The organism is Rhodanobacter sp. L36 (assembly GCF_009765755.1).
Taxonomy (GTDB): domain Bacteria; phylum Pseudomonadota; class Gammaproteobacteria; order Xanthomonadales; family Rhodanobacteraceae; genus Rhodanobacter.
On record NZ_LMUV01000002.1, the window covers coordinates 506,566 to 530,503 of the forward strand.

Genomic DNA, 23,938 nt, shown 5'->3' on the forward strand with positions numbered 1-23,938 from the left:
GTTTCGCCGCATGAAGATATTTTCATCTGCGGCGATGCGATGGGTTGTCGCTAGGAAATATCCGCGACGGCGCAGTGGATGCTCAGGCGCGCGCCGCGTTCGCCATCGGCGACTTCCAGCGTGAACCCATGTAGTCGCGCGATAGCGCTGACAATACTCAGGCCCAGGCCGGAACCCGGCGTGCTGCGGCAGCTCTCGACTCGATAGAAGCGGCGCGTCACCGCGACGCGCTGATCCACCGGAATGCCCGGGCCGCTGTCGCTGACATCGACCCACGGGCCATCGTCAGCTGACCGCGCGGCGATGTCCACGCGACCGCCCGGCGGCGTGAACTTGATCGCGTTGCCGACCAGGTTGCTGAAAGCCTCGAGCAGCAGGTGACGATCGGCCTGCACGGGCGGAAGCGCGGGCAGTTGCAGTTCGAGTTGCTGGCCGCGGTCTTCGGCCAGAGGCAGATAGAGCGCGTGAACTTCATGCAGGATTTCGACGAGGTCGACGCGCTCGAAACCCGCGCGGCGATGCTGGTTTTCCAGCTCCGAAATACGCAGCAACGCGCGAAAGCGATCCAACAACGCGTCGGTGTCGACCATGCACGCTTCAAGCGATTCGTTTTCGCCACTGTCATCGTCGAATTGCTGCTGCAATCGATAAAGACGCGCGCGCAAACGTGTCAACGGCGTGCGCAGATCGTGCGCGATGTTGTCGCAGACACCTTTGACTTCACCGAGCAGGCGTTCGATTTCATCGAGCATCGCGTTGACGATGCCGGCGAGCATATCCAGTTCGTCGCCGCGCCGGCTGACCGGCAATCGTTGTGCGAGGTCGCCACGCATGATCGGCAACGTGGCTTCGCGAATCGCGTGCACACGACGCAAGGGCCCACGCGTGAGCAGCCATCCGCCAAGCAGACCAGGCACCACAGTCAACGACAGACCCCAGAGCAACGCCTGGAAAATGATCGCGCCGATACGATCCACGATGCTGGTGTCGCGCGAGATCAGCAAAATGCGTCCGTCGTCGAGCCGCACCGCGGCTGCGCGCACGCTGCCATGGTCGTCGCCATCGGTTCTCGAAAGGCCGTCGGGCAGAACGACGACCGGGCCATTCACGCGTACTTCTTTCGGCAGTGCCTTGATCGTGCCGCCGAGCGGCGCGCCTTTCGCGTCGAACAATCCCCACGCATTGAGCCGGCGTGTTTCGAGCGACACGTAATCGCTCAGCGCGATCTGTCGCGTGGGTTCGTCGAGCATCGAAAAATAATTGACCTGTCGGCCGATCAGATCGTCCGACACGCGGCTGAGGTAACTCGCTGCCTGCCAGTGGATGGCGCCGATCACCAGCACGCCCCACAGCGCGAAGAACGCGCCGTAGATCAGGATCAGGCGCGCGGTGGTGGATCGCCAGTTGTCAGTCAGTCTGCGCAAGGCTGTATCCCGAACCACGGACGGTATGGATCAATGGCTGATGTTCGCCGGTGTCGATCTTGCGACGCAGCCTGCCGATATGCACGTCGATCAGATTGGTACCCGGATCGAAATGGAAACCCCAAACGGTTTCGAAAATCATCGCACGTGTCAGCACCTGCCCCGCGTGGCGCATCAGGAATTCGAGCAGCTTGAATTCGGTCGGCAGCAGCGACAACTCGCGCTCGCCTCGGCGTGCGACATGACGGACCAGATCGAGTTCGAGGTCGGCCACGCGCAGCACGGTCTGCTGTGCTTGCTGACGATGGCGACGCAACAGCACATCCACCCGCGCCACCATTTCGTCGGGCGCGAATGGCTTGGTCAGGTAATCATCTCCGCCGGCACGCAGGCCGCTGACGCGTCGGTCGACATCGCCCAACGCGCTGATCATCAGCACCGGCGTCGCAATGCCTTGCGCGCGCAGCTGCGTTACCACGCCAAGCCCATCCAGGCCGGGCAGCATGAGATCGAGCGTGATGGCGTCGTAACCCGGAACCAGCGCACGCGCGAGACCTACGTTGCCATCGGAAACGCGATCAGCCTCGAAACCATGCGCCACGAGTTCGGCGACGATTTCTCGCGCCGTAACGTCGTCGTCTTCAATGACCAGAATGCGCGGCATGGTGTGCTGTATGCGATGGTGCGTGATGACGGGCAATCAGCCTAACAAAACGGCCTCCCGAAGGAGGCCGTCGTCGTCATGCACGGATCGCTCAGGCTGCGGTCGTGAACAGGCCGCGCATTTTCTTCATGGCATTTGCCTCGACCTGACGGATGCGTTCGGCGGAAACGCCGTACTCATCGGCCAGATCCTGCAGCGTGGCCTTGTTGTCGTCGAGCCAACGACGCTGGATGATCTTGCGCGAGCGCTCGTCCAGATTCTTCAACGCGCTGGACAGCGTCGACATCTGATTGTCCGCATCGTCGGCATCGGCCACGTTCTCGTACGGGTCGGCGCCTTCATCGATCAGGAACGCCGCCGGTGCGGGCTTGGCGTCCTCGTCGTCGCTCACCGGCTCGAAGCCGATGTCCCGGCCGGACAGTCGGGATTCCATCTCGCGCACGGTTGCTTCCGGCACGCCCAGATCCTGGGCGACGGTGCGCACCTCGGCGGCGTTCATCCAGCCGAGGCGTTTCTTGCTCTTGCGCAGGTTGAAGAACAGCTTGCGCTGCGCCTTGGTGGTGGCGACCTTCACGATGCGCCAGTTCTTGAGGATGAACTCGTGCATTTCGGCGCGAATCCAGTGCACGGCAAAGCTGACCAGCCGAACGCCCTGATCCGGGTCGAAGCGCTTGACCGCCTTCATCAGACCGATATTGCCTTCCTGGATCAGGTCGGACAGCTGCAGCCCGTAACCGCTGTATCCGCGGGCCACATGCACCACGAAACGCAGATGCGACATCACCAGCTTTTTCGCCGAAGCCAGATTGGCTTCTTCGAGATAGTCGCGCGACAACGCCTGCTCTTCTTCCGAAGTCAGCACCGGAATCCGGTGTACCGCAGAAATGTAGGCGTCGAGACTGCCCACCACGCTGGGGAGCGGCAGGTTGGCGGTCACCAAAGCTTGAGACATGGGTGGAACCTCCTGGAGGAAAACAAATTTTAGCACTCGGATAGTTGGAGTGCTAAAAGCCTGTTTGGTTCAGACCGGAACGCTTCCGGACTTAATGAACCGAATCGTACAGATATTGAGACGGTTTGTCCAGCGCTCGAATGCGCTGGAGATCGAATCCTGATCGACGCACTTCAAGGGCGAGCCCTCAACCAGCGCGAAGTCTTGGCCTGAGCTATGTGGACCTGTGACGAAAATCTAGGACTCCTAGTTTCATGTCTACCTGCGGTGTTGGCCCGGGTCCTGCTTATCTATCAGCACCCATGCTGATAAAGGCATCGAAGCCTTGTGCAGCAGTCAACTCGAGATCAGGTCGCATGCGTCGTCCAACAGAAACTGACCATGTGCGTCACTTTGATCTCCTTCCCCGGGTTATGGATCGCTTGAAGACAGAGACAAAACATGGACAGACCACAGACAGGACACGGACTTCAGGTCAGCTTTCCGCTGCCAACCCGGTCGAAGGCGCGCGGGCTGTGAAAAAGCTGGTCGCCAACTATTGGTACAAGGCCATCGTGGTGTTGAGTGCGCCGCCGTTTCTGCTCGCTCTGACGCTGCCGTTGAACATGAACAACCGTTCGATCGCGATGATCGCCGCGGGTGTTTTCCTGTTCGGCGTCGGCGAATGGATCAATCACCCGCCGCGCCCGGCTTATGCCTTCGACCATCCGACGTCAAACGCTTCGCGAGTGGCGTCCATGGGTGGCGTGTTGATGGATCTGCTCGGTCTCTACCTGCTGACCTGGGGCATCGTGATGCTGCTGCACTCGTGGTCGTAAAAGTTCTTCAGCTGTCCTGAAACGCCGAACGCGGCGGTAGCGACCAGTCCATCGGCAACTGGCTGCGCGATTCCAGATAGTGGTTCACTGCGGAGAAATGTCCGCAGCCCATGAAGCCGCGATGCGCGGACAGCGGCGACGGATGCACCGACTTCAATACGCAATGGCGTTGGCTGTCGATCAGTTCGCCCTTGCGCTGCGCATACGAACCCCACAAAAGGAACACCAGGCCTTCTCGCTCGCCGTTGAGCGCAGCGATGGCAGCATCGGTGAAACCTTCCCAGCCCTTGCCCTGATGCGAACCGGCGTGCCCATCCTCAACCGTCAGCACGCTGTTGAGTAGCAGCACGCCGCGATCTGCCCACGGCGTCAGGCATCCATGATCGGGACGCGGAATACCCAGGTCGCGCTGAATTTCCTTGAAGATGTTTTCCAGCGATGGCGGCACGCGCACGCTTGGGCGAACCGAGAAACAAAGCCCATGCGCCTGGCGGGGCCCGTGGTATGGATCCTGACCGAGAATTACCACCCGCACCGCGTCGAACGGCGTGTGATCGAAGGCCGCGAAGATCTCCGGCCCCGGCGGATAGATGTGTTTCCCCGCCTGTTTTTCTGCGCGGAGAAACGCCGATAGCTGCTGCATGTCCGGCCGCTGCAGATACTCGCCGAGCCGCGATTTCCATGACGGTTCGAGCCGGATGGGCTGCTCGCTCATGCTTTGCCGGCACGACCGCGCAGATGCTGCGCGACGCGAAGCTGAAACAACAATTTGGTGATCAGGAGTTTTTCCTCTACCGGTTTTTCCACCAAGTCATTTGCACCGGCACGGATCAATGCTGTCTGGTTGGCGGGATTTTCGTCGCCGGTCATCACCAGCACTGGCAACCGTCCCTTGCCGTAGCCGAACTCGCCGCGAATATGCGCGAGCAGATCGCCGCCGGTCAATTCACCTTTCAGGCTGACATCGGTGAGCACCACATCGGCGCCGACCCAGCCCAGCGCACGATCGGTTTCCAGCATCGCCAGCGCGTCTTCCACGCTGACCACGTGGCGAACGGTCAGGCCGATCTTTTCCATCATGCGGCGCGTGGCCAGCGCGACGACGCGGCTGTCCTCGACATACAGCACAGTCCCTTCGGTGGTCGTCTGCGGACTCACGTAGCCGCGAATGAACTCGGCCAGTGCCTGGAATCCCAGCGATTTGTCGAAGTAATCCGTGACATGTTCGCCGAGCGAACGCTGATGCAGGCGATCGTCGACATCGCCGGACACGACCACGATCGGCACATAGGTTTGCGGCGCCGATTCGCGCACGAAGCGCGCCAGTTCCAGACCATCCATGTCGGGCAGACGCAACGCGATGGTGATGAAATCGAATACGCCCTCACCGAGCATCTGCTCCGCTTCGGCGCCCGTGCCGCAACCCACGACTTCAACGCCTGGAAGTTCCGCCAGCAACACGCGATTGATCAGTTGGCGCACCACACGCGAACCGTCGACCACCAACACGCGGGGCGCCTCGGTGAGCAGACGGTTGCTGATATTTTTACTCATTCCCTGCACATCCACCTGACCGATGGCGATCCCTGGCCGTAAACCTGCGGTCACGCCTTCTGCGTCCGCTTACTTCAACATTGTGGCGAACGCCGACGATTCGTCTTGTCGCGCCGACTTTCAAACCGCCTTGCGCAACTGCCACGCACTGACCAGCCTCGCACCGATCCAGCCCAGTGCCGCCGCCGCAATGGGCACTGCGACCAACAGCCATAGCGGCAGGCCGCCGACCTGCAGCTTGCCATCATAGGTCTGGCTCAACCGTGCGACCGGTCCGGCCAGCGCGAATTCGATGAGGATCGCCAACCCTGCCGCAAGCAAGCCGCTGAACAGGCCATACCAGATGCCTGCGTAGAGATACGGCCGGCGCACGAACGAAGCGCTTGCTCCAACCAGAAGCAACACGCCGATTTCCTCACTGCGGCTGGCAATATCCACGCGAACCGTATTGCCGACCACGAGCAACGCCGCCAGCGCCAGCAGCGACGCAAGAATCAGGACCACGCGATTGCCAACACCAAGCAGTGCGTCGAGTCGCTGCCGCCAGGTGCCGCTGTCCTGCACCATGTCCACGCTGCGCATCGTGCGCACGTCCGCTACCAGTCGGTCGACGTCGTCGGCGCTGACATCGGCACGCGGCTGCACCTGCAACACGTAGGGAAGCGGGTTGTCGTCCAGTGTTTTCAACGCGCCGGAGAAGCCCTGCATTCTGGCGAGTTCATCCATGCCCTGCTGTGGACTCTTGACGTGCACCGACGCCACTTCAGCGCGACCACCCAACTGCGTGGCCAGCAACTGCGCCTGCTGCGCGCCCTGGCCGGGCTGCATGAAAACGCTGATGTCCTGGCTCTGGCCCAGCGCATCACCGAGTCGCTGCACGTTGCCCAGCAGGAGATAAAACGCCAGCGGCAAGGCCAGCGCCAGACCCATCACCGCGATGGTCAGCAGGCTGCCGAGTGGGCGTGATGCCAGCCGGCGCAGGCTGTTTGCCGCGCTCCAGCCGTGATGCTCCTGCCAGCTCGCCACACGACGTCCGTGGCTGTGTTCATTGCGCATCGACGCATCGGAAGGCGGAGCCGTGTGATTTTCCGGCGGCATGTTCACAGCACCTCCTGCGCCGCGAGGTCGGCCACCAGGCGTCCGTGATCGAGCACGATCACGCGCTTCTTCATCCGCTTGATCAGCGGCAGATCATGGCTGGCGATCAGCACCGTGGTGCCAACCTGCTGGAATTCGGCGAACAGGCCCATGATTTCCATGGCGAGCTGCGGGTCGAGGTTGCCGGTCGGCTCATCGGCAATCAGCAACGTCGGTCGCGCCACGATGGCGCGCGCGATGCCGACGCGTTGTTGTTCACCGGTGGAAAGCGTGGCCGGCAATTGCCGTTCATAGGCAAGCAGCCCGACTTTTTCGAGTGCCGCGCGAACGCGGCGCGCGCGTTCGGCGCGTGCGATGCCGCCGATCACCAGCGGCAACTCGACGTTCGCGAATACCGTGCGCTCCATCAGCAGGCGGTGATCCTGAAACACCATGCCGATCTGTCGGCGCCACTTGGGAATGCCGCTGCGACGGATCTTGCCCAGGCTCTTGCCATCCATGCTGATCGTGCCGTGCGAAGGACGTTCGATCAGGCCTAGCAGTTTCAGCAGCGTGCTTTTGCCGGCGCCGGAGTGGCCGGTGACGAAAGCCATCTCGCCCGTCGGCACCTCGAACGACAGCTGCGACAGCGCCTCGTGGCCGCCTTCGTAGCGTTTGCTGATTTGATCGAAATGAATCACCGCGTGTCCCCGCGCCTGTACGTCGTTGCGACCGCAAGGATAAGCGAAGCCCGTGCAGAAAGAATCAAGTCATGGCGTGATCGTCGCCGGGACGCAAAGCCCGGCGACCGATGGAATCAGCGCCCGGTGAAGAGCTTGGTCAGTCGGCGGAAGATGCCCGGCTTCTTCGGATGCGCGTGCTCGCCGGTCTTGCCGGAAGTCACCGCGACTTGCCGCGACGGACGACCACCATGCGCGGCCACGTCGGCCGCACTGCGCTCACGCGCGGGACGACGTTCGCCACGCGGCGCACGATTACCAGTTGTCGGATTCGTTGCAGGCTGACCCTGCGTCTCGACGACGGCGGTTGCTTCACCCTCGCGACGACGATTGCGGCCACCACGACGACGACGCGGCTTGCGCGTGCCTTCGGCCGTTGCATCGGCGGTGCCCGGTGCGCTCGTGTCGGCAACGATGGGAGTCGCCGCAACGGCCGGCTCTGCGACAGCGACAACATCAGCAACCGGACGACGCTCGCGCGGCGGCCTCGATGCCGGGCGCGGCGAACCGCTTCGCTCACCATCGCGACCCGACGCACCGCGCGGGCGACGCGGCGCTTCGCCCGGTCGCGGCGGCACGATGTCGCCGAACGCGGCGCTGTCGGCTGCGGCGTTCGCGGCGAATTCGGCGTCGATCGCGCGCGGTTTCGGCATGATCAGCAATTCCGGATCCATCTGCGCCACCGGAATGCTCTGACCGATATAGGTTTCGATATCCGGAAGCGACATCGCATAGAGATCGCACGCGAAACTGATGGCGTCGCCTTCGGCACCCAGACGCGCGGTACGGCCGATGCGATGCACATAATCTTCCGCGTCCTGCGGCAGGTCGTAGTTGAAGACGTGGCTGACGGCCGGAATATGCAGGCCGCGCGCAGCCACGTCGGTGGCAACAAGAATGTCGAGCTGCCCATCCTGAAAACGCTGCAGCAGTTTCTGCCGCTTCAGCTGCGGTACGTCACCGGAGATCGCACCCACGCGGCAACCGTGACGCTTGACGCGTTCGGTGATGCGTTCGGCGGCGGCTTTGGTGTTGACAAAGATGATGCTACGCGTCGGCTTGCTGCGATCGATCAGGTTCAGCAGCAGCGGCATCTTTTCTTCCTTGGCCGGGAAGTAGACCAGCTGGCGCACGCGGTCGGCGGTGATGTTGTCGCTTTCCACCACCAGCTTTTCGGCGTTGTGCATGTGCTCGTAGGCGAGCTCGAGCACGCGATGGCTGAGCGTGGCGGAGAACAGCAGCACCTGGCGCTGCTCACGCACCGGCAAACGGCGGAAAATGAAACGCACGTCCTTGATGAAGCCGAGATCGAACATGCGATCGGCTTCGTCGATCACCATCACTTCGACCCCGTTGAAGCCGAAAACATTTTGCTTGTGATAGTCGAGCAACCGGCCCGGCGTGGCGATGATGATGTCGCAGCCGTCCTTCAATTGCTGACGCTGCTTGTCGTAGTCGACGCCGCCGTAGATCAGCGCCATGCGCAGTCCGGTGTGACGGCCGATGGCGCGGGCGTCTTTCTCGATCTGGATGGCCAACTCACGCGTCGGCGCGATGATCAGCGCGCGCGGGTCACTGTCTTTGCGCTCGGCCACGGCCGGGTGATTGAGCAAGCGATTCATCAGCGCGACGAGGAACGCGCAGGTCTTGCCCGTGCCGGTCTGCGCCTGGCCGGCGACGTCGCGCCCGGTCAGCGCCAGTGGCAGGGTCATTTCCTGGATCGGCGTGCAGCGCGTGAAGCCGCTGTCGTCCAGGCCTTGCTGCAGCAGCGGATGCAAATCGAAATTGGCGAAGAAGGTATCGGTGAGTACGGTTTGTGACATAAGCGGAATGGAAACCTTGCCTGACGGCGGCGTGATGCGCTGCGCCCGCTTCATGCGCCGGAAGTCAGCGGATGGCGGTGCAGGACGGGTGCGCGATGCGCAGCGAAGCGGTTCATGTCGGCGCCGTCGGCGCGTCGCCGCGTGGAGCGGCGCCGATGTGCCGGCAGGCCAACGGGTGGCTTGGAAAGCCGCCCTTGAATCGTGCCCTGAGTTGGGTTGGAATGAAGACCTGCCTTCCTGGCGCGCCCTCCATTCTGCCTAACCCGTGCTTCATGGGCGCCTGAGTGTAGCCGATCAGGACCCGCGCCCGTCACTCCTTGTTTTGCCGCATCCGCCACCCCATTCTCTGTTCCCAACCTTTTTAGTCCGCGCGACATGCGCCCCAGCCACGGAGATTCCCGGTGAGCAGCGACCTGATTACCCATGTGAACGACGACGCCTTCGAACAGCAGGTGCTCAAGTCCGAGACCCCGGTGTTGCTCGATTTCTGGGCGGAATGGTGCGGCCCGTGCAAGGCCATCGCGCCGATGCTGGACGACCTGGCCAAGCAATACGAAGGCAAGCTGCGCATCGTCAAGGTGAACATCGACCAGAACCAGCAGACCCCGCGCACCTACGGCGTCCGCGGCATCCCGACCCTGATGGTGTTCAAGAACGGCAAGGTCGAAGCGACCCAGATCGGCGCCGTCAGCAAGGGTCAGCTGACCCAGATGATCGACAAGGCTCTCTGATCCACCTGCTTCACCTGCTGCAAATTGCCACGCCATGCCGGACCGACCAAGGTCCGGCCCGAAGCCCCGCCGCTACACAAGGCTTTACGCCAGTGCGCGACGAGTGCTAGATTCATCGCGTCCGTCGGGGCAGTCCTGTCCCTGAGCGCCTTCCGCGCGACGCACACCCTCCCTCCTGTAATTCAACGGCGCCCTGCGAGGATTGCCCGTGTCCGATACCGAAAACAAGATTCCCAACGACGCCAAGAGCGCCGATACCAAGCCTGCATCCGAAGGCAAGGCCGAGCCGCGTACGCGTGCGCCGCGCCGGACGGCTGCCGCCATTGCGGCGGACAAAGCCGAGAAAGCAGCGGGCAGCGACAAGCCCGCCGCCGCGGTGACCGAGCGCGCTGCGCCACCGCCGGCCGCTGCGCCGTCGCCCGCACCCGCGCCGGCAACGCCGAGCTACAACAATGACGCGCCGCGCGCGCAGCAACCGCAGCCGCCACGTGAATCGACGTCGTACTCGAACGCCGACCAGGCGCCAAACGGCAGCAATGGCAATGCCGCGCCTGCTGCGCAAAACAGCGGCCAGGGCGACAGCCAAGCGCCGTCTCAGGGCAACGTGGCGCCGCAGGGTGCGAACCCGGCGCCGAGTCAGGGTCAGGGTTCGAACAACCATCAGGGCGGCAACCCGAATGGTTCGAACAACCCGAACAATCCCAATCATCCGAACAACCCGAATAACCCGAACAATCGCGAAGGCCGTGATGGCCGCGGTCGCCGTCGCCGCAACGAGCGCGGTGGCAACCCCAATCCCGGTAATCCGCAACAGCCGCGCCCACAGAACAACCATCCGCGCCCCAACCCGAATGGCCTGCCGGTAGATGACGACAACGCCGATCCGGGCAGCAACGACCGCGTCATCAACCTCACCGAACTGAAGCGCAAGAACGCGATCCAGTTGCTGGAATTCGCCGAATCGCTGGGCGTGCACGAAGGCGTCGCCCGCGCGCGCAAGCAGGACGTGATCTTCAACGTGCTCAAGGCGCACGCACGCTCCGGCGGCGGCATCTGGGCCGAAGGCGTGCTGGAAATCCTGCAGGACGGCTTCGGCTTCCTGCGTTCGGCCGACGAGTCCTACCTCGCCGGTCCGGATGACATCTATGTGTCGCCCAGTCAGATCCGTCGCTTCAACCTGCGCACCGGCGACTACATCACCGGCCGCGTGCGTCACCCGAAGGAAGGCGAGCGTTACTTCGCGATGCTGCGCGTCGACGACATCAACGGCGATCCGCCGGAAGCGTCGAAGAACAAGATGCTGTTCGAGAACCTCACCCCGCTGTTCCCGCGCAAGGCCTTCAAGCTCGAGCGCGGCAACGGTTCCAGTGAGGACATCACCGGCCGCATCCTCGACCTCATCGCGCCGATCGGCAAAGGCCAGCGCGGCCTGATCGTCTCGCAGCCGAAATCCGGCAAGACGATGATGCTGCAGAACATCGCCCAGGCGATCCAGTACAACCATCCCGAAGCGCACCTGATCATGCTGTTGATCGACGAGCGCCCGGAGGAAGTCACCGAGATCGCCCGCACCGTGCGCGCCGAAGTCATTTCATCGACCTTCGACGAACCCGCCGTGCGCCACGTGCAGGTCGCCGAGATGGTGATCGAGCGGGCCAAGCGCCTGGTCGAGCACAAGAAGGACGTGATCATCCTGCTCGACTCGATCACCCGCCTGGCGCGTGCCTACAACACCGTGATCCCCAGCTCCGGCAAGGTGCTCACCGGTGGTGTCGACGCCAACGCACTGCAGCGCCCGAAGCGTTTCTTCGGCGCCGCGCGTAACGTCGAGGAAGGTGGCAGCCTCACCATCATCGCCACCGCGCTGACCGAAACCGGCAGCAAGATGGACGAGGTGATCTACGAGGAGTTCAAGGGCACCGGCAACATGGAAGTGCATCTGAGCCGCCGCATTTCCGAGAAGCGCGTGTACCCGGCCATCGACATCAACCGCTCCGGCACGCGTCGCGAGGATCTGCTGATCGACCCGGACATGCTCGCCAAGATCTGGATCCTGCGAAAACTGCTGCACCCGATGGACGAACTCTCCGCGATGGAGTTCATGCTCGACAAGATGAAGAACACCAAGTCCAACGACGAGTTCTTCAATTCGATGAAGCGCTGACCGCATCGTTTGCGTGAATTGGAAGGGCCGGCGCAAGCCGGCCTTTCTTGTTTGCACGCACTTGCAGAAGCGCCGTCCTTCGGCTGCAGTCGGCCGCAAATCCAGGGGGGGAAATTTATGCTTTTACGCATTGCATTGCTCATGTTCGGACTGTTACTTGCCAAGCCAGCCGCAGCCGATCAGAAACCTTTCCCGCCGACGTTGATTTGCCCCTATCAAACTTCCCTCATGCGCAAACTCGCGCTCCAAGGCGTTTTCGATGCACCTCCCGCCATCAATACGCTGATGGTGAATGTGATCGACGGAAAACTGCCGCAGGTAAGTCAGCAGCTACGTGCGATGAATAAGGCCGATGCCACACGCTGGCGTCAATCCGCATTGATCATCGCAACTTACGCCAGACATTCCGCCATGGTCGATAGCCTGCTGAACGATGGCGCAGTGGTAAATGATGAAGGATCAATACCCAGTCTCAAACGCAGGTTCCATGATCAAGTCGTCGCCGACGTGAAGAAGGATCCAAAGTGGGATTCGACAAACCCAGAGCCGGAAACTGGTTTTAAACTGGACGAAGTACTGATGTTCCCGGGCCTTTCGGATGGCCCTGCACTGCGTACTGCCGCCATGTGTGGGGACGTAGCTACATTGGACGTCGTACTGAACCACCACGCCAACGTGAAAGCACACCCACCCAAGAGTGTCGATGTACTGAGCTTGTCTGTGCTTCAAGGTAACGCTGCCATCGTGCAGCGCTTGCTCGAATATGGCGCCGATCCCTCCCGAGGCCTGCTAACTGCAGCCGTTTCCGGCGATGCAGCCATGACTCAACTCTTGCTTGACCATGGTGCCGAACCCTGTCGCGCAAACCTCACTATCCGAAAACCAGGCGTCACGGTTGCCATCTTGGGCAGAGACAAAGGCTTACCCGATTCCATAGTGAAACGATTGGTTTGCCTGACTGCCACCGCGACGCACTGAAAGACTGCGATGAGCATGCGTGCCGGACGATATATCTAGATGAGCCTGAGCCGCCATCTGTACCGCCCCGTCCAATTATTTGCCCTCACCCCCTTTTCGTTGTCACCCAACACCCCCATAGTCACTCGCTCACCCTGCGAGGCTTTGCCGTGTCCATACCCAGTGCCGTCAAGAGCACCCCGATTGCGGGCCGCCAGCAGCTGACCGATTACCTCGCCGCCGGCGAAAAGCCGCGCGAAGCATGGCGCATCGGCACCGAGCACGAGAAGTTCGGATTCCGTACCGACGACCTGCGCGCACCGACCTTCGAGGGTGATCGCGGCATCAAGCTGCTGCTGGAAACCATCGCCACGCGCTACGGCTGGGACGTCGCCCGCGAAGGCGAAAACCCGGTGGCGCTGTCGCGCGACAAGGCGTCGATCACGCTGGAGCCGGCCGGCCAGCTGGAGCTCTCCGGCGCACCGCTGGAAACCATCCACCAGACCTGTTGCGAAGTGAATTCGCACCTGGAGGAAGTGCGCTCGATCGCCGACGGCATGGGCCTGGGCTTTCTCGGCATGGGCTTCCAGCCGAAGTGGCGTCGCGACGAGATGCCGTGGATGCCCAAGGGCCGCTACAAGATCATGCGCGAATACATGCCCAAGGTCGGCTCGCTCGGCCTGGACATGATGACGCGCACCTGCACCGTGCAGGTGAATCTGGACTTCTCGTCCGAAGCGGACATGATCAAGAAATTCCGCACCAGCCTGGCGCTGCAGCCGATCGCCACCGCGCTGTTCGCCGATTCGCCCTTTACGGAAGGACGTCCAAACGGCTATCTGTCGTATCGCTCGCACATCTGGACCGACACCGACAAAGACCGTACCGGCATGCTCGACTTCGTCTTCGCCGACGGCTTCGGCTATGAGCGCTATGTCGACTACATTCTCGACGTGCCGATGTATTTCAGCTTCCAGGACGGCAAGTACATCGACCTGGCCGGGCAGGACTTCAAGAAATTCATGGCCGGCGAACTGCCGATGCTGCCGGGCACGCACGCCAGCATGAAGGACTTCGCCGACCACCTCACCACCGCATTCCCCGAAGTGCGCCTCAAGCAGTACCTGGAAATGCGCGGCGCCGACGGCGGCCCGTGGAATCGCCTGTGTGCGCTGCCCGCCTTCTGGGTCGGCCTGCTCTATGACGACGAGGCGCTCGACGCCGCGTGGGATCTGGTCAAGGACTTCAGCCGCGAAGAGCGTCACGCCTTGCGTGACGGCGTGCCGAAACACGCGCTGAAACTGCCGTTCCGCGGCGGCACCGTGCGCGACCTTTCCGAGGAGGCGCTGAAGATCGCCAGCCACGGTCTCAAGCGTCGCGCCAAGCTCAACAAGAACGGCGCCGACGAAAGCATCTTCCTCGAACCGATGATCGAGATCGTGCAGGCCAACCAGACGCCAGCCGAACGCAAACTCGAACTTTTCCACGGCGTCTGGAACGGCAGCGTCGATCCGGTATTCCGCGAATTCGCGTATTGATCCTCAAGAGTTCGAGCGCTGAGGCCCGAACCGCTTAACGCCCAAGCTCGAAACATGTAACGCCGAAGCTCTAAACGCGTGACGTCTGAAGATCGAGCCGAAAGTCCGAATGGACCAGCTTTTCTCCCCTCCCCTACTTGCAGGAGAGGGGATGGGTGGGGTCGCTCGTGGCTTTGCTTTATTCAGCTTCGATACCCGATCACGCAATCGCGGTATCAACCACCGACCAAGCGACCGACTCCCCCGCCCGCATCGGCTTGCAGGTCGATCCTGCGAGCGGATATTCCTCCGGCACGATCCACGGCGTGCGCTCCAGCACGATGCGATCCGCGTTGCGCGGCAACCGATAAAAGTCCGGCCCGTGAAAGCTGGCAAATGCTTCCAGCTTGTCCAGGCGACCCGCCTGATCGAACGCCTCGGCATACAACTCCAGCGCCGCATGCGCCGTGTACAGACCCGCACATCCGCAGTCCGTTTCCTTTGCCTCGCGCGGATGCGGAGCGCTGTCCGTGCCGAGGAAGAAATGCGGATCGCCACTGGTCGCGGCCTGCAGTAACGCCGCGCGATGCGTCTCGCGCTTGAGGATCGGCGCGCAATAGTTGTGCGGACGCATCCCGCCTTCGAACAGCGCGTTGCGATTGAGCAGCAGATGGTGCGCCGTGATCGTCGCCGCTACGTGCGTCGGAGCAGCATGCACGAACTGCACGGCATCGTGCGTGGTGATGTGCTCCAGCACCATGCGCAAGGCGGGGAATTTTTCGCGCAGCGGCATCAGGTGACGTTCGATGAAAACGCGCTCGCGATCGAAGATGTCGATGTCCGGATCGGTGACCTCGCCGTGCAGCAGCAGCGGCAGGTCATGCTTCTCCATCGCTTCAAGCACCGGATACACGTGCGACAACTCGCGCACGCCCGATTGCGAATTGGTGGTGGCGCCGGCGGGGTAATACTTCACCGCCACGACGCTGTCGCTTGCCTTGGCGCGCACTATTTCTGCGGGCGGCGTGGTCTCAGTGAGATACAGCGTCATCAGCGGCTGAAAGCGCGAACCCGCAGGCAAGCTCGCGAGAATGCGCCGGCGATAATCCTCCGCCTGCGCCACCGTCGTTACCGGCGGCTTCAGATTCGGCATCACGATCGCGCGTGCGAACTGACGCGCGGTGTGGCCAATCACCGAAGCCAGCGCATCGCCATCGCGAAGATGCAGATGCCAATCGTCGGGGCGGATAATTTCAAGACGCGAGAGTGTCATGGATGGCAAACACATGTGGAGCGGAATGGGTGAAGAACTGCGCGCTTCATGCCGGTGGCAAAGGAGGCGGCAGCTGTGACAGCAACTGCGCGATGGCCGGCTCATCTGCACCGCGTGTCCATTCGCTCATGCCTGCGCGCCATACGAGCGTGTTGGCGGCGAGTTTGCGCTGCTGCACCAACGGCCCGAGCTGAGCCAGCGAATACGGACCCTGCTGCTGACCATCCAGCGCAACGAAATAGCCGTCCGTCGGCGTCGAACTTGCTCCATGACTCGCGTTGCCGGCCAGTGCATTGCCGAGGTTGGAAGCCATCGCCAGGCCCATCGCGAGATCACCGCCCATGCCGGCCGTGCCACCAGGCTTGAGGCTGATGTTCTCGATTGCCTTGGCCGAATTCAGCCGCGTCAACGCATCCACGTCCACGCGATTCAGACGGCTATATTCGAAAATTTCATCGCGCAGCGCATCGGGCAGCGACATGTTCTCGACGGTGAACTGGCTGAGCGCGACGCCGAGCGCGACGAGGTCCGCATTGATCTTCGACAGCATCGCCGCGGCCAGTTCGCCTTGCTGGCCGATCAGTTGCTCGACACCGATTTTCATCGCGCCCAGCGCGTCGCCGAAGTGCGTCACGATCAGGCTGCGCAGTTGCCCCTGCACCGCATCGGTCTGCACCTTGTCGCTGGTGCCCACCACCTGGCGCAGAAATGCCGCGGCGTCGACCACCGAATATGCGCAGGTGCCATAGGCACGCAACTGGACCAAACCGAAACGCGCATCCTGCAGGACGATCGGATTTTGCGTGCCCCATTTCTGGTCGAGGTACTGCCGCGTTCCGACAAAATACACCTCGGCCTTGAACGGGCTCTCGAATCCGTACTTCCAGCCCTTGAGGGTGGACAGCACCGGCAGGTTTTTCGTCTCCAGCGTGTACGTGCCCGACCCGAACACCTCGGCCAACTTGCCTTCGTTGACGAAGATCGCCTGCTGCCCTTCGCGCACGATCAGCTGTGCGCCATACTTGATCTCGTTGTTGTAGCGTTCGAAGCGATGGACCAGGGTGTCGCGCGACGGATCGACAAACTCGATGATGTCGACGAGTTCTGCAGTGGCTTTGTTCCACAGGGACATGGCGGGCTCGCAGCCTTGAAGGACCGTCGAAGCATAACCGAAGCCGCCAGCGCATCGAACGATCCACCCGACGCCGGAACACGTGATTGATGATCGACACCAAGACACTCACCTGCTCCAACTGTCACGGCGGCGATTTCATCCGCCTCGACACCAACGAATTCAAATGCACGCACTGCGGCTCGATCACGATCGTGCAGGACGATGTTGCCGAGCGGCTTGAGCAGATTCTCAGCAAGCTGCAGATGCCGGCGGCAACCGCTGCAACGAACGCACCGCGACCCCAAGCATCGATCGCGTGGGTTTTTGTCGTTGTCGCCATGATCGCGCTGTTTGCTTTCTTCGCGAGCCTGCTGACCACCGGCGTGCGTCACGCGACGCGCACGGAATCGACGCATCACGCGTTCGACAGTACCCGCGCGCGGCCAGACGTCGATCCGGGCCTGCTGAAGATCGAAGGCCTGCATCGCGTGGCGCAAGGCGACAAGCTCGTGGGCATGATTCGCAACGACAGCGACCGCGTGGTCAACCGGGTCGAGCTCACGCTCAACGTCTACAGCGGCGGCCTGCGCAAGGACGATCAATCCACGTCGATGAGCGAGCGTCTGCTCCCCGGCGAAACATTGCCGATCGTTTTCTGGCCGTGGTCGCCCAAACCGGACGAACGTTTCGAGGTAGCCAGCAAGCGCGTCGACACCGAAGACGATTTCGACGGTCGCGCACAATTGCGTGCGGCACATGAACAGTTGGTGCGCGAGCACACGCGGCTGCGCTTCATCGGCCAGTTGACCGATGCCGATGCGCTGCCTGCCAAATCGATCAACCTGTCCATCAGTCTGTTCGACGCCGCCGGCAACCTCGTCGGATACGGCCACGGCTCACCGGATTCCTCCGAGCTCGCGCGTGGCGAAACCACCAACTTCGATGTGTCGATCGATCGCTACGACGAAGCCGACATCGCTTCGATGCAGTACCTCATCGATAGCGAGCGAGTCACCGCAAGGACGCCACGATGAGCGACCAACCGGGCAACGGCAGCGTCGACAACAAGGTCATCTGCGAAAGCTGCGGCGCGCGCAACAGCGTGCCGCAAGGCGATGGCAGCTACATCTGCCAGAGCTGCGGCTGGGTGCAGCACGATCCAATCGGCACCAAGGCGAAGACGGCGCCCATCAAGCGCAGAATGTGGCCAGCGCTGGTGATACTTGTCGCACTGATCGCTGGCGCCGTGATTGCATGGCGGCATCTGCACCACCACGCGTTGAGCGACACAAAAGTCGCGTCCTCTTCGGCACCCGCGACCGCGGCCGTGGCAACACCAAATGGCAATGGCAACCGACAGGTCACCGTGCAGCATCCGAAGATTCGCGTGATCGACGAAGGGCTCGACTGGACGCTGGACGAACTGTTCGCGCCACAGCTTCCGCTATTCGACCGTTCGAAACTCGAACTAGGCACGTTCGAACGCATCATCGATGAAACCGGCCTGCCGACTTTTCGCGCGCCGCTGAACAACCGAAGCACCGACGCGATCGTGATCAATCCGGTGATGGATTTGCGGCTTTACTCGACCGATGGCACCAGCCAGGTTCCCGCCAGCATCGGCGGCCTTCCACCATCGCTGTATCCCGGCGAAAAAGCGTGGGTGAAAATCGGCGACGACGATGACATCAAACCGATCGCACGAATGGACGTCCATTGGCATCCGTCACGCGGCCTCTCCCTGCCCGGTCCGCGCCGCAAGGCAAACCTCGAGGTCAAGTCGCAGCAGATGCGCACCTGCCATGAGCGCATCATCAACGGCCAAGGCGATTTCTCGTTCAACTATCAATGTGTCGACATGGTCGGCACGCTGCACAACACCGACACGCGCTCGATGAAGCTGATCGGCGTGGCCGTGACCTATTACGACGATGACAACCGCTACGTCGGCTCGGATTCGACCGATCTCAACACAATCCTTCAACCCGGCGATCAGGTCGACTTCGAACTGCACACCAAGCTGCTGCGCAAACACGGCTACAAGCGATTCGAACTGCAGTACTACAACCAGTGATCCATCGGCTTTGACGCGCTGGGAAAAATAAGTCGTTAGTTGGCGCTATCCGTGCACGTGTTTGTGCTTTGTGCTTTGCATGGCACTTTCATCGAGTGCGCGCCCGGATGGCCTGCTGCTTTACCCGGTGCCCTGTGCGGCGGTGAGTCGGGACGCACAGGCCGCGTAGCGGGCATCGACACGATGTGGATGCCTTTTCGCCAGCACATGGATGTGCTGTCGAAAGGCCCGGCACCGGCTCACGGACTTGCCGGGCATGGATGCCCGGCAAGCGCCAAGCGGGTGTCATTTTCTCTGGGTTACTTCTCTTTTGGACAAGCAAAAGAGAAATGACTCGGCTGCTGCAAGCAGACGAAAGCCCTTGCTCCTATTCGACACGCCGGCTTGCCACTAAGGACCAACGAATATTGGAGTTCGACCTAACCATCCCCATCTAGCGAACTTCATCCCACGGAGAACAACCATGCCCCTCGTCCGTATCTCCCTTCGCCGCGGCAAATCTCCCGCTCATCTCACTGCGATTCGCAATGGCGTCTACAAGGGGATGCGCGAAGCTTTCAACGTGCCGGAGAACGACCGCTTCATCCTGGTCACCCAGCACGACGCCGAAGAGTTCGACTACGACCCAACCTATCTCGGCATCGCCCGCGGCGACGACCTCGTCATCGTGCAGATCACCTGCAACAGCGGCCGCACGATCGATCAGAAACAAGCGCTGTACCGAGGCATCGCGGAGAATCTTTCCGCCGATCCGGGCGTACGCTCGGAAGACGTATTCATCAATCTGGTCGAGGTGACAAAAGAGAACTGGTCATTCGGAAATGGTGTCGCGCAGTACGCGTGAGTTCGGCGGCCCACGAGCGGTTATTGCTATGAAACCCAGACTGGAAGATAAACCAGAATCTGCCAGGTCCCACCTACCTTTCGCAGATAAAAATACTGTCCCGTTCCACATAGTCGTCCACACCGAAAGCTGGTGTATACGACAGCAATATCGCCCGTCGCTGCGTAGCCGGGCAGACTGATTTTCAACAGGCCGGCCGAGCCCGGGAACGCTGAGTAAAATGACTCCCAGCCTTTGTGAATTGACGATGCTTTCGTCGACGTCGGGCGGGCGTCTTTCAAGGCCTGTTGAATCTCCCGATCGTTCAGAAGATGGACATCGCCAGTGGCGAGACTTTCAGGCAACGCTGTCGGGATTTGCGCTCGGCGTTTCAGGTCGCCGACAGCCCCTGAATTGTCAGCGGCACCGATATCGGCGTTTGGACCAGGCGCCTCTGTCGTTGAGGAAAGAACGAGGAAACCGTCATCCGACATGTGCCGTTGCGCATTCAGAACGACTTTCAATACCGCGATATCCACAGCATCCACACGGCTCGCATCCCGACTTGCCAAAATGGTTGGCAAACACAACAGGAAAAACGCCATGCCGATGGTTCGAATGTTCATAGGCGTCCTCATATGATGTCTCGCCCGCAACGAACAGCGACACGCAAAGTCCTGCTGAACGTGTAGCCCTTGCAGCGCCCAACGAAAATAATCGACCCAGCCGCTTATTCTCCGCACAGCCACTTCGCCGCATCAATCGCAAAGTAAGTAAGGATCGCGTCCGCTCCCGCCCGCTTCATCGCCGTGAGCGATTCAAGCACGACGGCTTTTTCATCCAGCCATCCATTCTGCGATGCGGCCTTGATCATCGCGTACTCGCCGCTCACCTGATACACGAACGTCGGTACGCCGAAGCTGTCTTTCACGCGGCGCACGATGTCGAGATAAGGCAAACCGGGTTTCACCATCACCGCATCGGCGCCTTCGGCGATGTCGAGTTCGATTTCGTGCAGGGCTTCATTGCTGTTGCCGATGTCCATCTGATACGTGTGCTTGTTGCCCTTGCCGAGGTTCGCCGAAGAGCCGACTGCGTCACGGAACGGGCCGTAGAATGCGGAGGCGTATTTCGCCGAGTAGGCAAGGATGCGCGTGTGAATGTGGCCGGCGTCTTCCAGCGCGTCACGGATGGAACCGATACGGCCGTCCATCATGTCCGACGGTGCGACGAAATCCATGCCGGCATCGGCCTGCGCCAGCGACATTTTGATCAGTGCTTCAACAGTCGGCTCGTTCATCACGTAGCCGGCGTCGTCGATCAAGCCGTCCTGGCCGTGTGTGGTGTAAGGATCGAGCGCGACGTCGCCGATCAAACCGAGTTCGGGATGCGCCGCTTTAAGTGCGCGGGTGGCGCGCTGCATGAGCCCATCAGGATTCCACGCTTCGGCGGCGTCCTCGCTTTTCACCGACGCTCCGGGCGAAGGAAATAACGCCAGCGCAGGGATGCCAAGGTTTACGCATTCGCCAGCGAGCTTGAGCAGTTCGTCGATCGACAGGCGATCCACGCCGGGCATCGACGGTACCGGTTCGCGCTGGCCTTCGCCCTCGATCACGAACGCCACCATGATCAGGTCCGTCGGCAGCAGCGTGTGCTCGCGCATCAGCGCGCGGGAGAAGGCATCGCGACGCATGCGGCGCATGCGGATGGCGGGGAAGCTCATGGCGGACTCTCGAGGGTCGATCCGTTGTATTTTACGCCCCATCGCCAACGGCCGCGTTTCATGACATCACGCGGCCTGTGCGTTCGCTGCCGCACATTCCACGCCGTACGGTCCGTAGGACTGGACGTAGCGACGTTACGTCGGCAGGCTTGCCGTTCCATGCATTCAGGAAGATTCATGAGTCAGTCCAATCGTGCCCCCACCATGCTCGTCGATCTCGGTGGCACCAACGTGCGTTTCGGCGTGGCCGACCCCTCGCTCGCCAAGCCGCTGCTCAACGAAAGCATCCGTCGTTATCGCGTGGCCGATTACGATTCGCTGGTATCCACGGCCAAGCATTACCTCGAGGAAACCGGCCTGGAAGTCCGCCGCGCGATCGTGGCCGCGGCTGGCCGCATCGACGACGGCGAGACGGTGAAGGTCACCAACAATCCGTGGGCGATTTCGGCGAAGCAGACGGCCGCGGCGTTGAATCTCGATTACGTGCATCTGGTCAACGACTTCGCCGCGCAGAGCATGGCCGTGACGCTGCTGCAGTCGGAAGACCTGGTAACGGTGGGCACGTTGCCGCCACCGCTGATCGGCGCGGAGGACGAACAGACATTCGCCATCGTGGGCCCGGGCACCGGCCTCGGCGTCGGTGGATTACTCGTGCGCCAAGGCCATTGCAGCGTGCTGCAGACCGAAGGCGGCCATGCGGGATTCGCCGCGCATTCGCCGGAAGACATCGAGATCCTCAACTATCTCAACCAGAAGTACGGACGTGTGTCGAATGAGCGCCTGATCTGCGGCCAGGGCCTGGTGAATCTCTACGACGCGATCTGCCACATCGCCGGCGAAAAAGCCGAATGCATCCTGCCCGAAGACATCACCGCCCGCGCGAAAGCCGGCAGCGATGCGATGAGCGTGCGCACGGTGGAAACTTTCGCCGGCATCTTCGGCAGCATCGCCGGCGATCTCGTGTTGACGCTCGGCGCTTGGGGCGGCGTGTATCTCACCGGCGGGTTGATTCCGATCCTGCTGCCGTGGCTCACGAAGGGAAGCTTCCGCGAACGCTTCGAAGCCAAGGGTCGTTTCCGCGACATCATGGAAAAAGTGCCGACGCAGGCGATCATGAATCCCGAACCCGGCCTGCTCGGCGCAGCCGCGCTGGCGGTGATGGAATCGGGCGGCTCGCTGTTGAAGCCGCGCTAGAACGGAACCGAGAACGCGGTCGTTGTTTCCGACGTTCACGTCGGCACATGCGAGGTGATCATGTCGCGTCATTCACCACGACACATTCTTTCCTTCCACGTCCTGCTGATGGGCGTTTCAATGGCAGCGATGGCGGCGCCGGCAAAAAGTGCGATGCCAACAGCGAGCGCCGGCATGACACCGGTCACGCCAATCGCGTTTCCTTCCAAACCTATCGCCACGCAGGAACAGCTCGATGTGTACCTGCGCGATACGCCGTCTTCCCGCTCGCCGTTCAGTGCGCTCACGCCCGGCGGCCAGCGCAGGTTTCTCGCCAGCCTGGTATTCCACGAGCGAGGCCTTAGTGGATTCAAAACCGACGACCTGCGCTACGACCTCACGCGGGATCAGGCCTTTGCGTTGTTGCGACTGTTCGGCGAGCAGGCGTTTGCGATCGGCATGGACGCGCGCTATACGCCGCTGTCCGACAGTGAGCGCCACGCAAGCGGCGAACTTGAAAGCCGCTATGACACTCTGCTGAAAGCCGGCGAGAAAGACGATGAGAACGCGACACACATCTTGATCCAGCAATACGGTTCGGAATTCGCCGCGTACCAGACCGATTCGCAGCGACGAACACTCAGCGATCGCGATATGGAGTTCGTGTTTCGCGCAGCAAATATGTCGCTCGGCCGCACTGGCAACGCAGCTTATCTCGCGGACATGCGTGCGGATTTCGATGAACTCGATCGCCGGCACGTGGCGGAGCGTCCGGTCATCAGCGACTTCTACGATGCATTGATTCGAACCCATCGAACCGATGAAGCCCGCGCGCTTCTTGCCTCACATCGGCAACTGGATCGCGAACCACCGCCGGTGATGCGCAGCGGCCACGTCGCCAAGGGACAACCAAGTTTGTGGATCGCCAACGCTGCCAAGCGAGAACTTTTGCGTTTGCGTTTCAATATGCGAGCGCCCGCTCAGATCATCGTGTTCGCTGGAGTCGATTGCCACTTTTGCCACATTGCCGCAGGCGATCTGGAGCGGAATCCACTGCTGCGCGACATCTTTCGCGAATACGGACAGTGGGTCGCAGACAGCGAGGACGTCACCGCCTTTGATGCCGTGCGGCAGTGGAACAACTATTATCCCGACATGCGCCTCGGTATCGCGTACCGCGATGACGAACTACCGATGCTGAAGCATCAGGGCACACCGACGTTCTTTTTTCTCGACCACGGCGCGGTTATCGACACCGTGATTGGATGGCCCGACAAAGGCAACATCGAAGCGATACGTGATGGCCTGCGCAAGATTGATCTGTTGCGTTGAACCTG

The 23,938-nt window shown here is 61.6% G+C and carries 22 protein-coding genes; 10 read left to right on the forward strand and 12 right to left on the reverse strand.

Annotated elements, in window-relative coordinates; genetic code table 11:
- Positions 1 to 50: 50 nt before the first annotated feature.
- The 3 genes from GSQ73_RS02185 to rpoH form a co-directional block, all read right to left on the reverse strand.
- Entirely contained in the window at positions 51 to 1,424 is a 1,374-nt protein-coding gene (locus tag GSQ73_RS02185; RefSeq protein WP_254063238.1) for a HAMP domain-containing sensor histidine kinase, read from the reverse strand.
- A complete protein-coding gene (locus GSQ73_RS02190) occupies positions 1,408 to 2,088 on the reverse strand; it encodes a response regulator transcription factor (RefSeq protein ID WP_158880559.1) in 681 nt (226 codons plus the stop codon). The genes GSQ73_RS02185 and GSQ73_RS02190 overlap by 17 nt, the downstream gene beginning before the upstream one ends.
- A 91-nt stretch (positions 2,089 to 2,179) precedes the next feature.
- Positions 2,180 to 3,040 (reverse strand): RNA polymerase sigma factor RpoH, encoded by an 861-nt coding sequence (gene rpoH / locus GSQ73_RS02195; RefSeq protein ID WP_158880561.1) that lies wholly within the window; start codon positions 3,038 to 3,040, stop codon positions 2,180 to 2,182.
- Between the two features lie 356 nt (positions 3,041 to 3,396).
- On the opposite strand from rpoH, the gene GSQ73_RS02200 reads away from it, so the two are divergent.
- A complete protein-coding gene (locus GSQ73_RS02200) occupies positions 3,397 to 3,858 on the forward strand; it encodes a hypothetical protein (RefSeq protein ID WP_216844709.1) in 462 nt (153 codons plus the stop codon).
- Positions 3,859 to 3,865: 7 nt separating this feature from the next.
- Here GSQ73_RS02200 and ung read toward each other — a convergent pair whose 3' ends face one another.
- From ung to GSQ73_RS02225, 5 genes are all read right to left on the reverse strand, one after another.
- Positions 3,866 to 4,573 (reverse strand): uracil-DNA glycosylase, encoded by a 708-nt coding sequence (gene ung / locus GSQ73_RS02205; protein WP_158880565.1) that lies wholly within the window; start codon positions 4,571 to 4,573, stop codon positions 3,866 to 3,868.
- Entirely contained in the window at positions 4,570 to 5,412 is an 843-nt protein-coding gene (locus GSQ73_RS02210; RefSeq protein WP_158880567.1) for a response regulator, read from the reverse strand. Before GSQ73_RS02210 ends, ung begins: the two co-directional genes overlap by 4 nt.
- Positions 5,413 to 5,532: 120 nt before the next feature.
- Complete coding sequence (ftsX, locus tag GSQ73_RS02215) at positions 5,533 to 6,468, reverse strand: permease-like cell division protein FtsX (RefSeq protein ID WP_254063239.1); 936 nt, start codon at positions 6,466 to 6,468, stop codon at positions 5,533 to 5,535.
- A 44-nt stretch (positions 6,469 to 6,512) separates the two neighbouring features.
- On the reverse strand, positions 6,513 to 7,190 hold the full coding sequence (gene ftsE / locus GSQ73_RS02220) for a cell division ATP-binding protein FtsE (RefSeq protein ID WP_158880571.1): 678 nt from the start codon (positions 7,188 to 7,190) through the stop codon (positions 6,513 to 6,515).
- Between the two features lie 116 nt (positions 7,191 to 7,306).
- Positions 7,307 to 9,052, reverse strand: coding sequence for a DEAD/DEAH box helicase (locus tag GSQ73_RS02225; protein ID WP_158880573.1), 1,746 nt, complete (start codon positions 9,050 to 9,052; stop codon positions 7,307 to 7,309).
- 401 nt (positions 9,053 to 9,453) lie between these two features.
- Here GSQ73_RS02225 and trxA point away from each other — a divergent pair, with 401 nt between their 5' ends.
- The 4 genes from trxA to GSQ73_RS02245 all read left to right on the forward strand — a co-directional run bounded on the left by trxA (position 9,454) and on the right by GSQ73_RS02245 (position 14,442).
- Positions 9,454 to 9,783 carry a thioredoxin TrxA gene (gene trxA, locus GSQ73_RS02230; RefSeq protein ID WP_158880575.1) on the forward strand — a complete coding sequence of 110 codons (330 nt, stop codon included), beginning with the start codon at positions 9,454 to 9,456 and terminating at the stop codon, positions 9,781 to 9,783.
- Between the two features lie 208 nt (positions 9,784 to 9,991).
- Positions 9,992 to 11,947 carry a transcription termination factor Rho gene (rho, locus tag GSQ73_RS02235; RefSeq protein WP_158880577.1) on the forward strand — a complete coding sequence of 652 codons (1,956 nt, stop codon included), beginning with the start codon at positions 9,992 to 9,994 and terminating at the stop codon, positions 11,945 to 11,947.
- Between the two features lie 117 nt (positions 11,948 to 12,064).
- On the forward strand, positions 12,065 to 12,925 hold the full coding sequence (locus tag GSQ73_RS02240) for a hypothetical protein (protein ID WP_158880580.1): 861 nt from the start codon (positions 12,065 to 12,067) through the stop codon (positions 12,923 to 12,925).
- Between the two features lie 149 nt (positions 12,926 to 13,074).
- Entirely contained in the window at positions 13,075 to 14,442 is a 1,368-nt protein-coding gene (locus tag GSQ73_RS02245) for a glutamate--cysteine ligase (protein ID WP_158880582.1), read from the forward strand.
- Between the two features lie 199 nt (positions 14,443 to 14,641).
- Here GSQ73_RS02245 and pyrC read toward each other — a convergent pair whose 3' ends face one another.
- Positions 14,642 to 15,694, reverse strand: a complete 1,053-nt coding sequence (gene pyrC, locus GSQ73_RS02250) for a dihydroorotase (RefSeq protein ID WP_158880584.1) — start codon at positions 15,692 to 15,694, stop codon at positions 14,642 to 14,644.
- A gap of 46 nt (positions 15,695 to 15,740) precedes the next feature.
- Positions 15,741 to 16,826, reverse strand: a complete 1,086-nt coding sequence (locus GSQ73_RS02255; protein WP_158880586.1) for an SPFH domain-containing protein — start codon at positions 16,824 to 16,826, stop codon at positions 15,741 to 15,743.
- Positions 16,827 to 16,915: 89 nt separating this feature from the next.
- Between GSQ73_RS02255 and GSQ73_RS02260 the strand changes: the two genes are divergently transcribed.
- From GSQ73_RS02260 to GSQ73_RS02270, 3 genes are all read left to right on the forward strand, one after another.
- Positions 16,916 to 17,842: a hypothetical protein gene (locus GSQ73_RS02260; RefSeq protein WP_158880588.1), complete on the forward strand. Its 927-nt coding sequence runs from the start codon at positions 16,916 to 16,918 to the stop codon at positions 17,840 to 17,842.
- Positions 17,839 to 18,882, forward strand: coding sequence for an FxLYD domain-containing protein (locus GSQ73_RS02265; protein ID WP_158880590.1), 1,044 nt, complete (start codon positions 17,839 to 17,841; stop codon positions 18,880 to 18,882). Before GSQ73_RS02260 ends, GSQ73_RS02265 begins: the two co-directional genes overlap by 4 nt.
- A gap of 463 nt (positions 18,883 to 19,345) precedes the next feature.
- Positions 19,346 to 19,726: a tautomerase family protein gene (locus GSQ73_RS02270; protein ID WP_158880592.1), complete on the forward strand. Its 381-nt coding sequence runs from the start codon at positions 19,346 to 19,348 to the stop codon at positions 19,724 to 19,726.
- Positions 19,727 to 19,752: 26 nt separating this feature from the next.
- Here GSQ73_RS02270 and GSQ73_RS02275 read toward each other — a convergent pair whose 3' ends face one another.
- Together GSQ73_RS02275 and hemB are read right to left on the reverse strand one after the other, a co-directional pair.
- Positions 19,753 to 20,331, reverse strand: a complete 579-nt coding sequence (locus GSQ73_RS02275) for a hypothetical protein (RefSeq protein ID WP_158880594.1) — start codon at positions 20,329 to 20,331, stop codon at positions 19,753 to 19,755.
- Positions 20,332 to 20,435: 104 nt separating this feature from the next.
- Complete coding sequence (gene hemB, locus GSQ73_RS02280) at positions 20,436 to 21,428, reverse strand: porphobilinogen synthase (RefSeq protein WP_158880596.1); 993 nt, start codon at positions 21,426 to 21,428, stop codon at positions 20,436 to 20,438.
- Between the two features lie 177 nt (positions 21,429 to 21,605).
- On the opposite strand from hemB, the gene glk reads away from it, so the two are divergent.
- The gene (glk, locus tag GSQ73_RS02285; RefSeq protein ID WP_158880598.1) at positions 21,606 to 22,622 is read left to right on the forward strand and encodes a glucokinase; all 1,017 of its coding nucleotides are present in this window, start codon (positions 21,606 to 21,608) and stop codon (positions 22,620 to 22,622) included.
- A 60-nt stretch (positions 22,623 to 22,682) separates the two neighbouring features.
- Positions 22,683 to 23,933, forward strand: coding sequence for a hypothetical protein (locus tag GSQ73_RS02290; RefSeq protein ID WP_158880600.1), 1,251 nt, complete (start codon positions 22,683 to 22,685; stop codon positions 23,931 to 23,933).
- Positions 23,934 to 23,938: the final 5 nt, after the last annotated feature.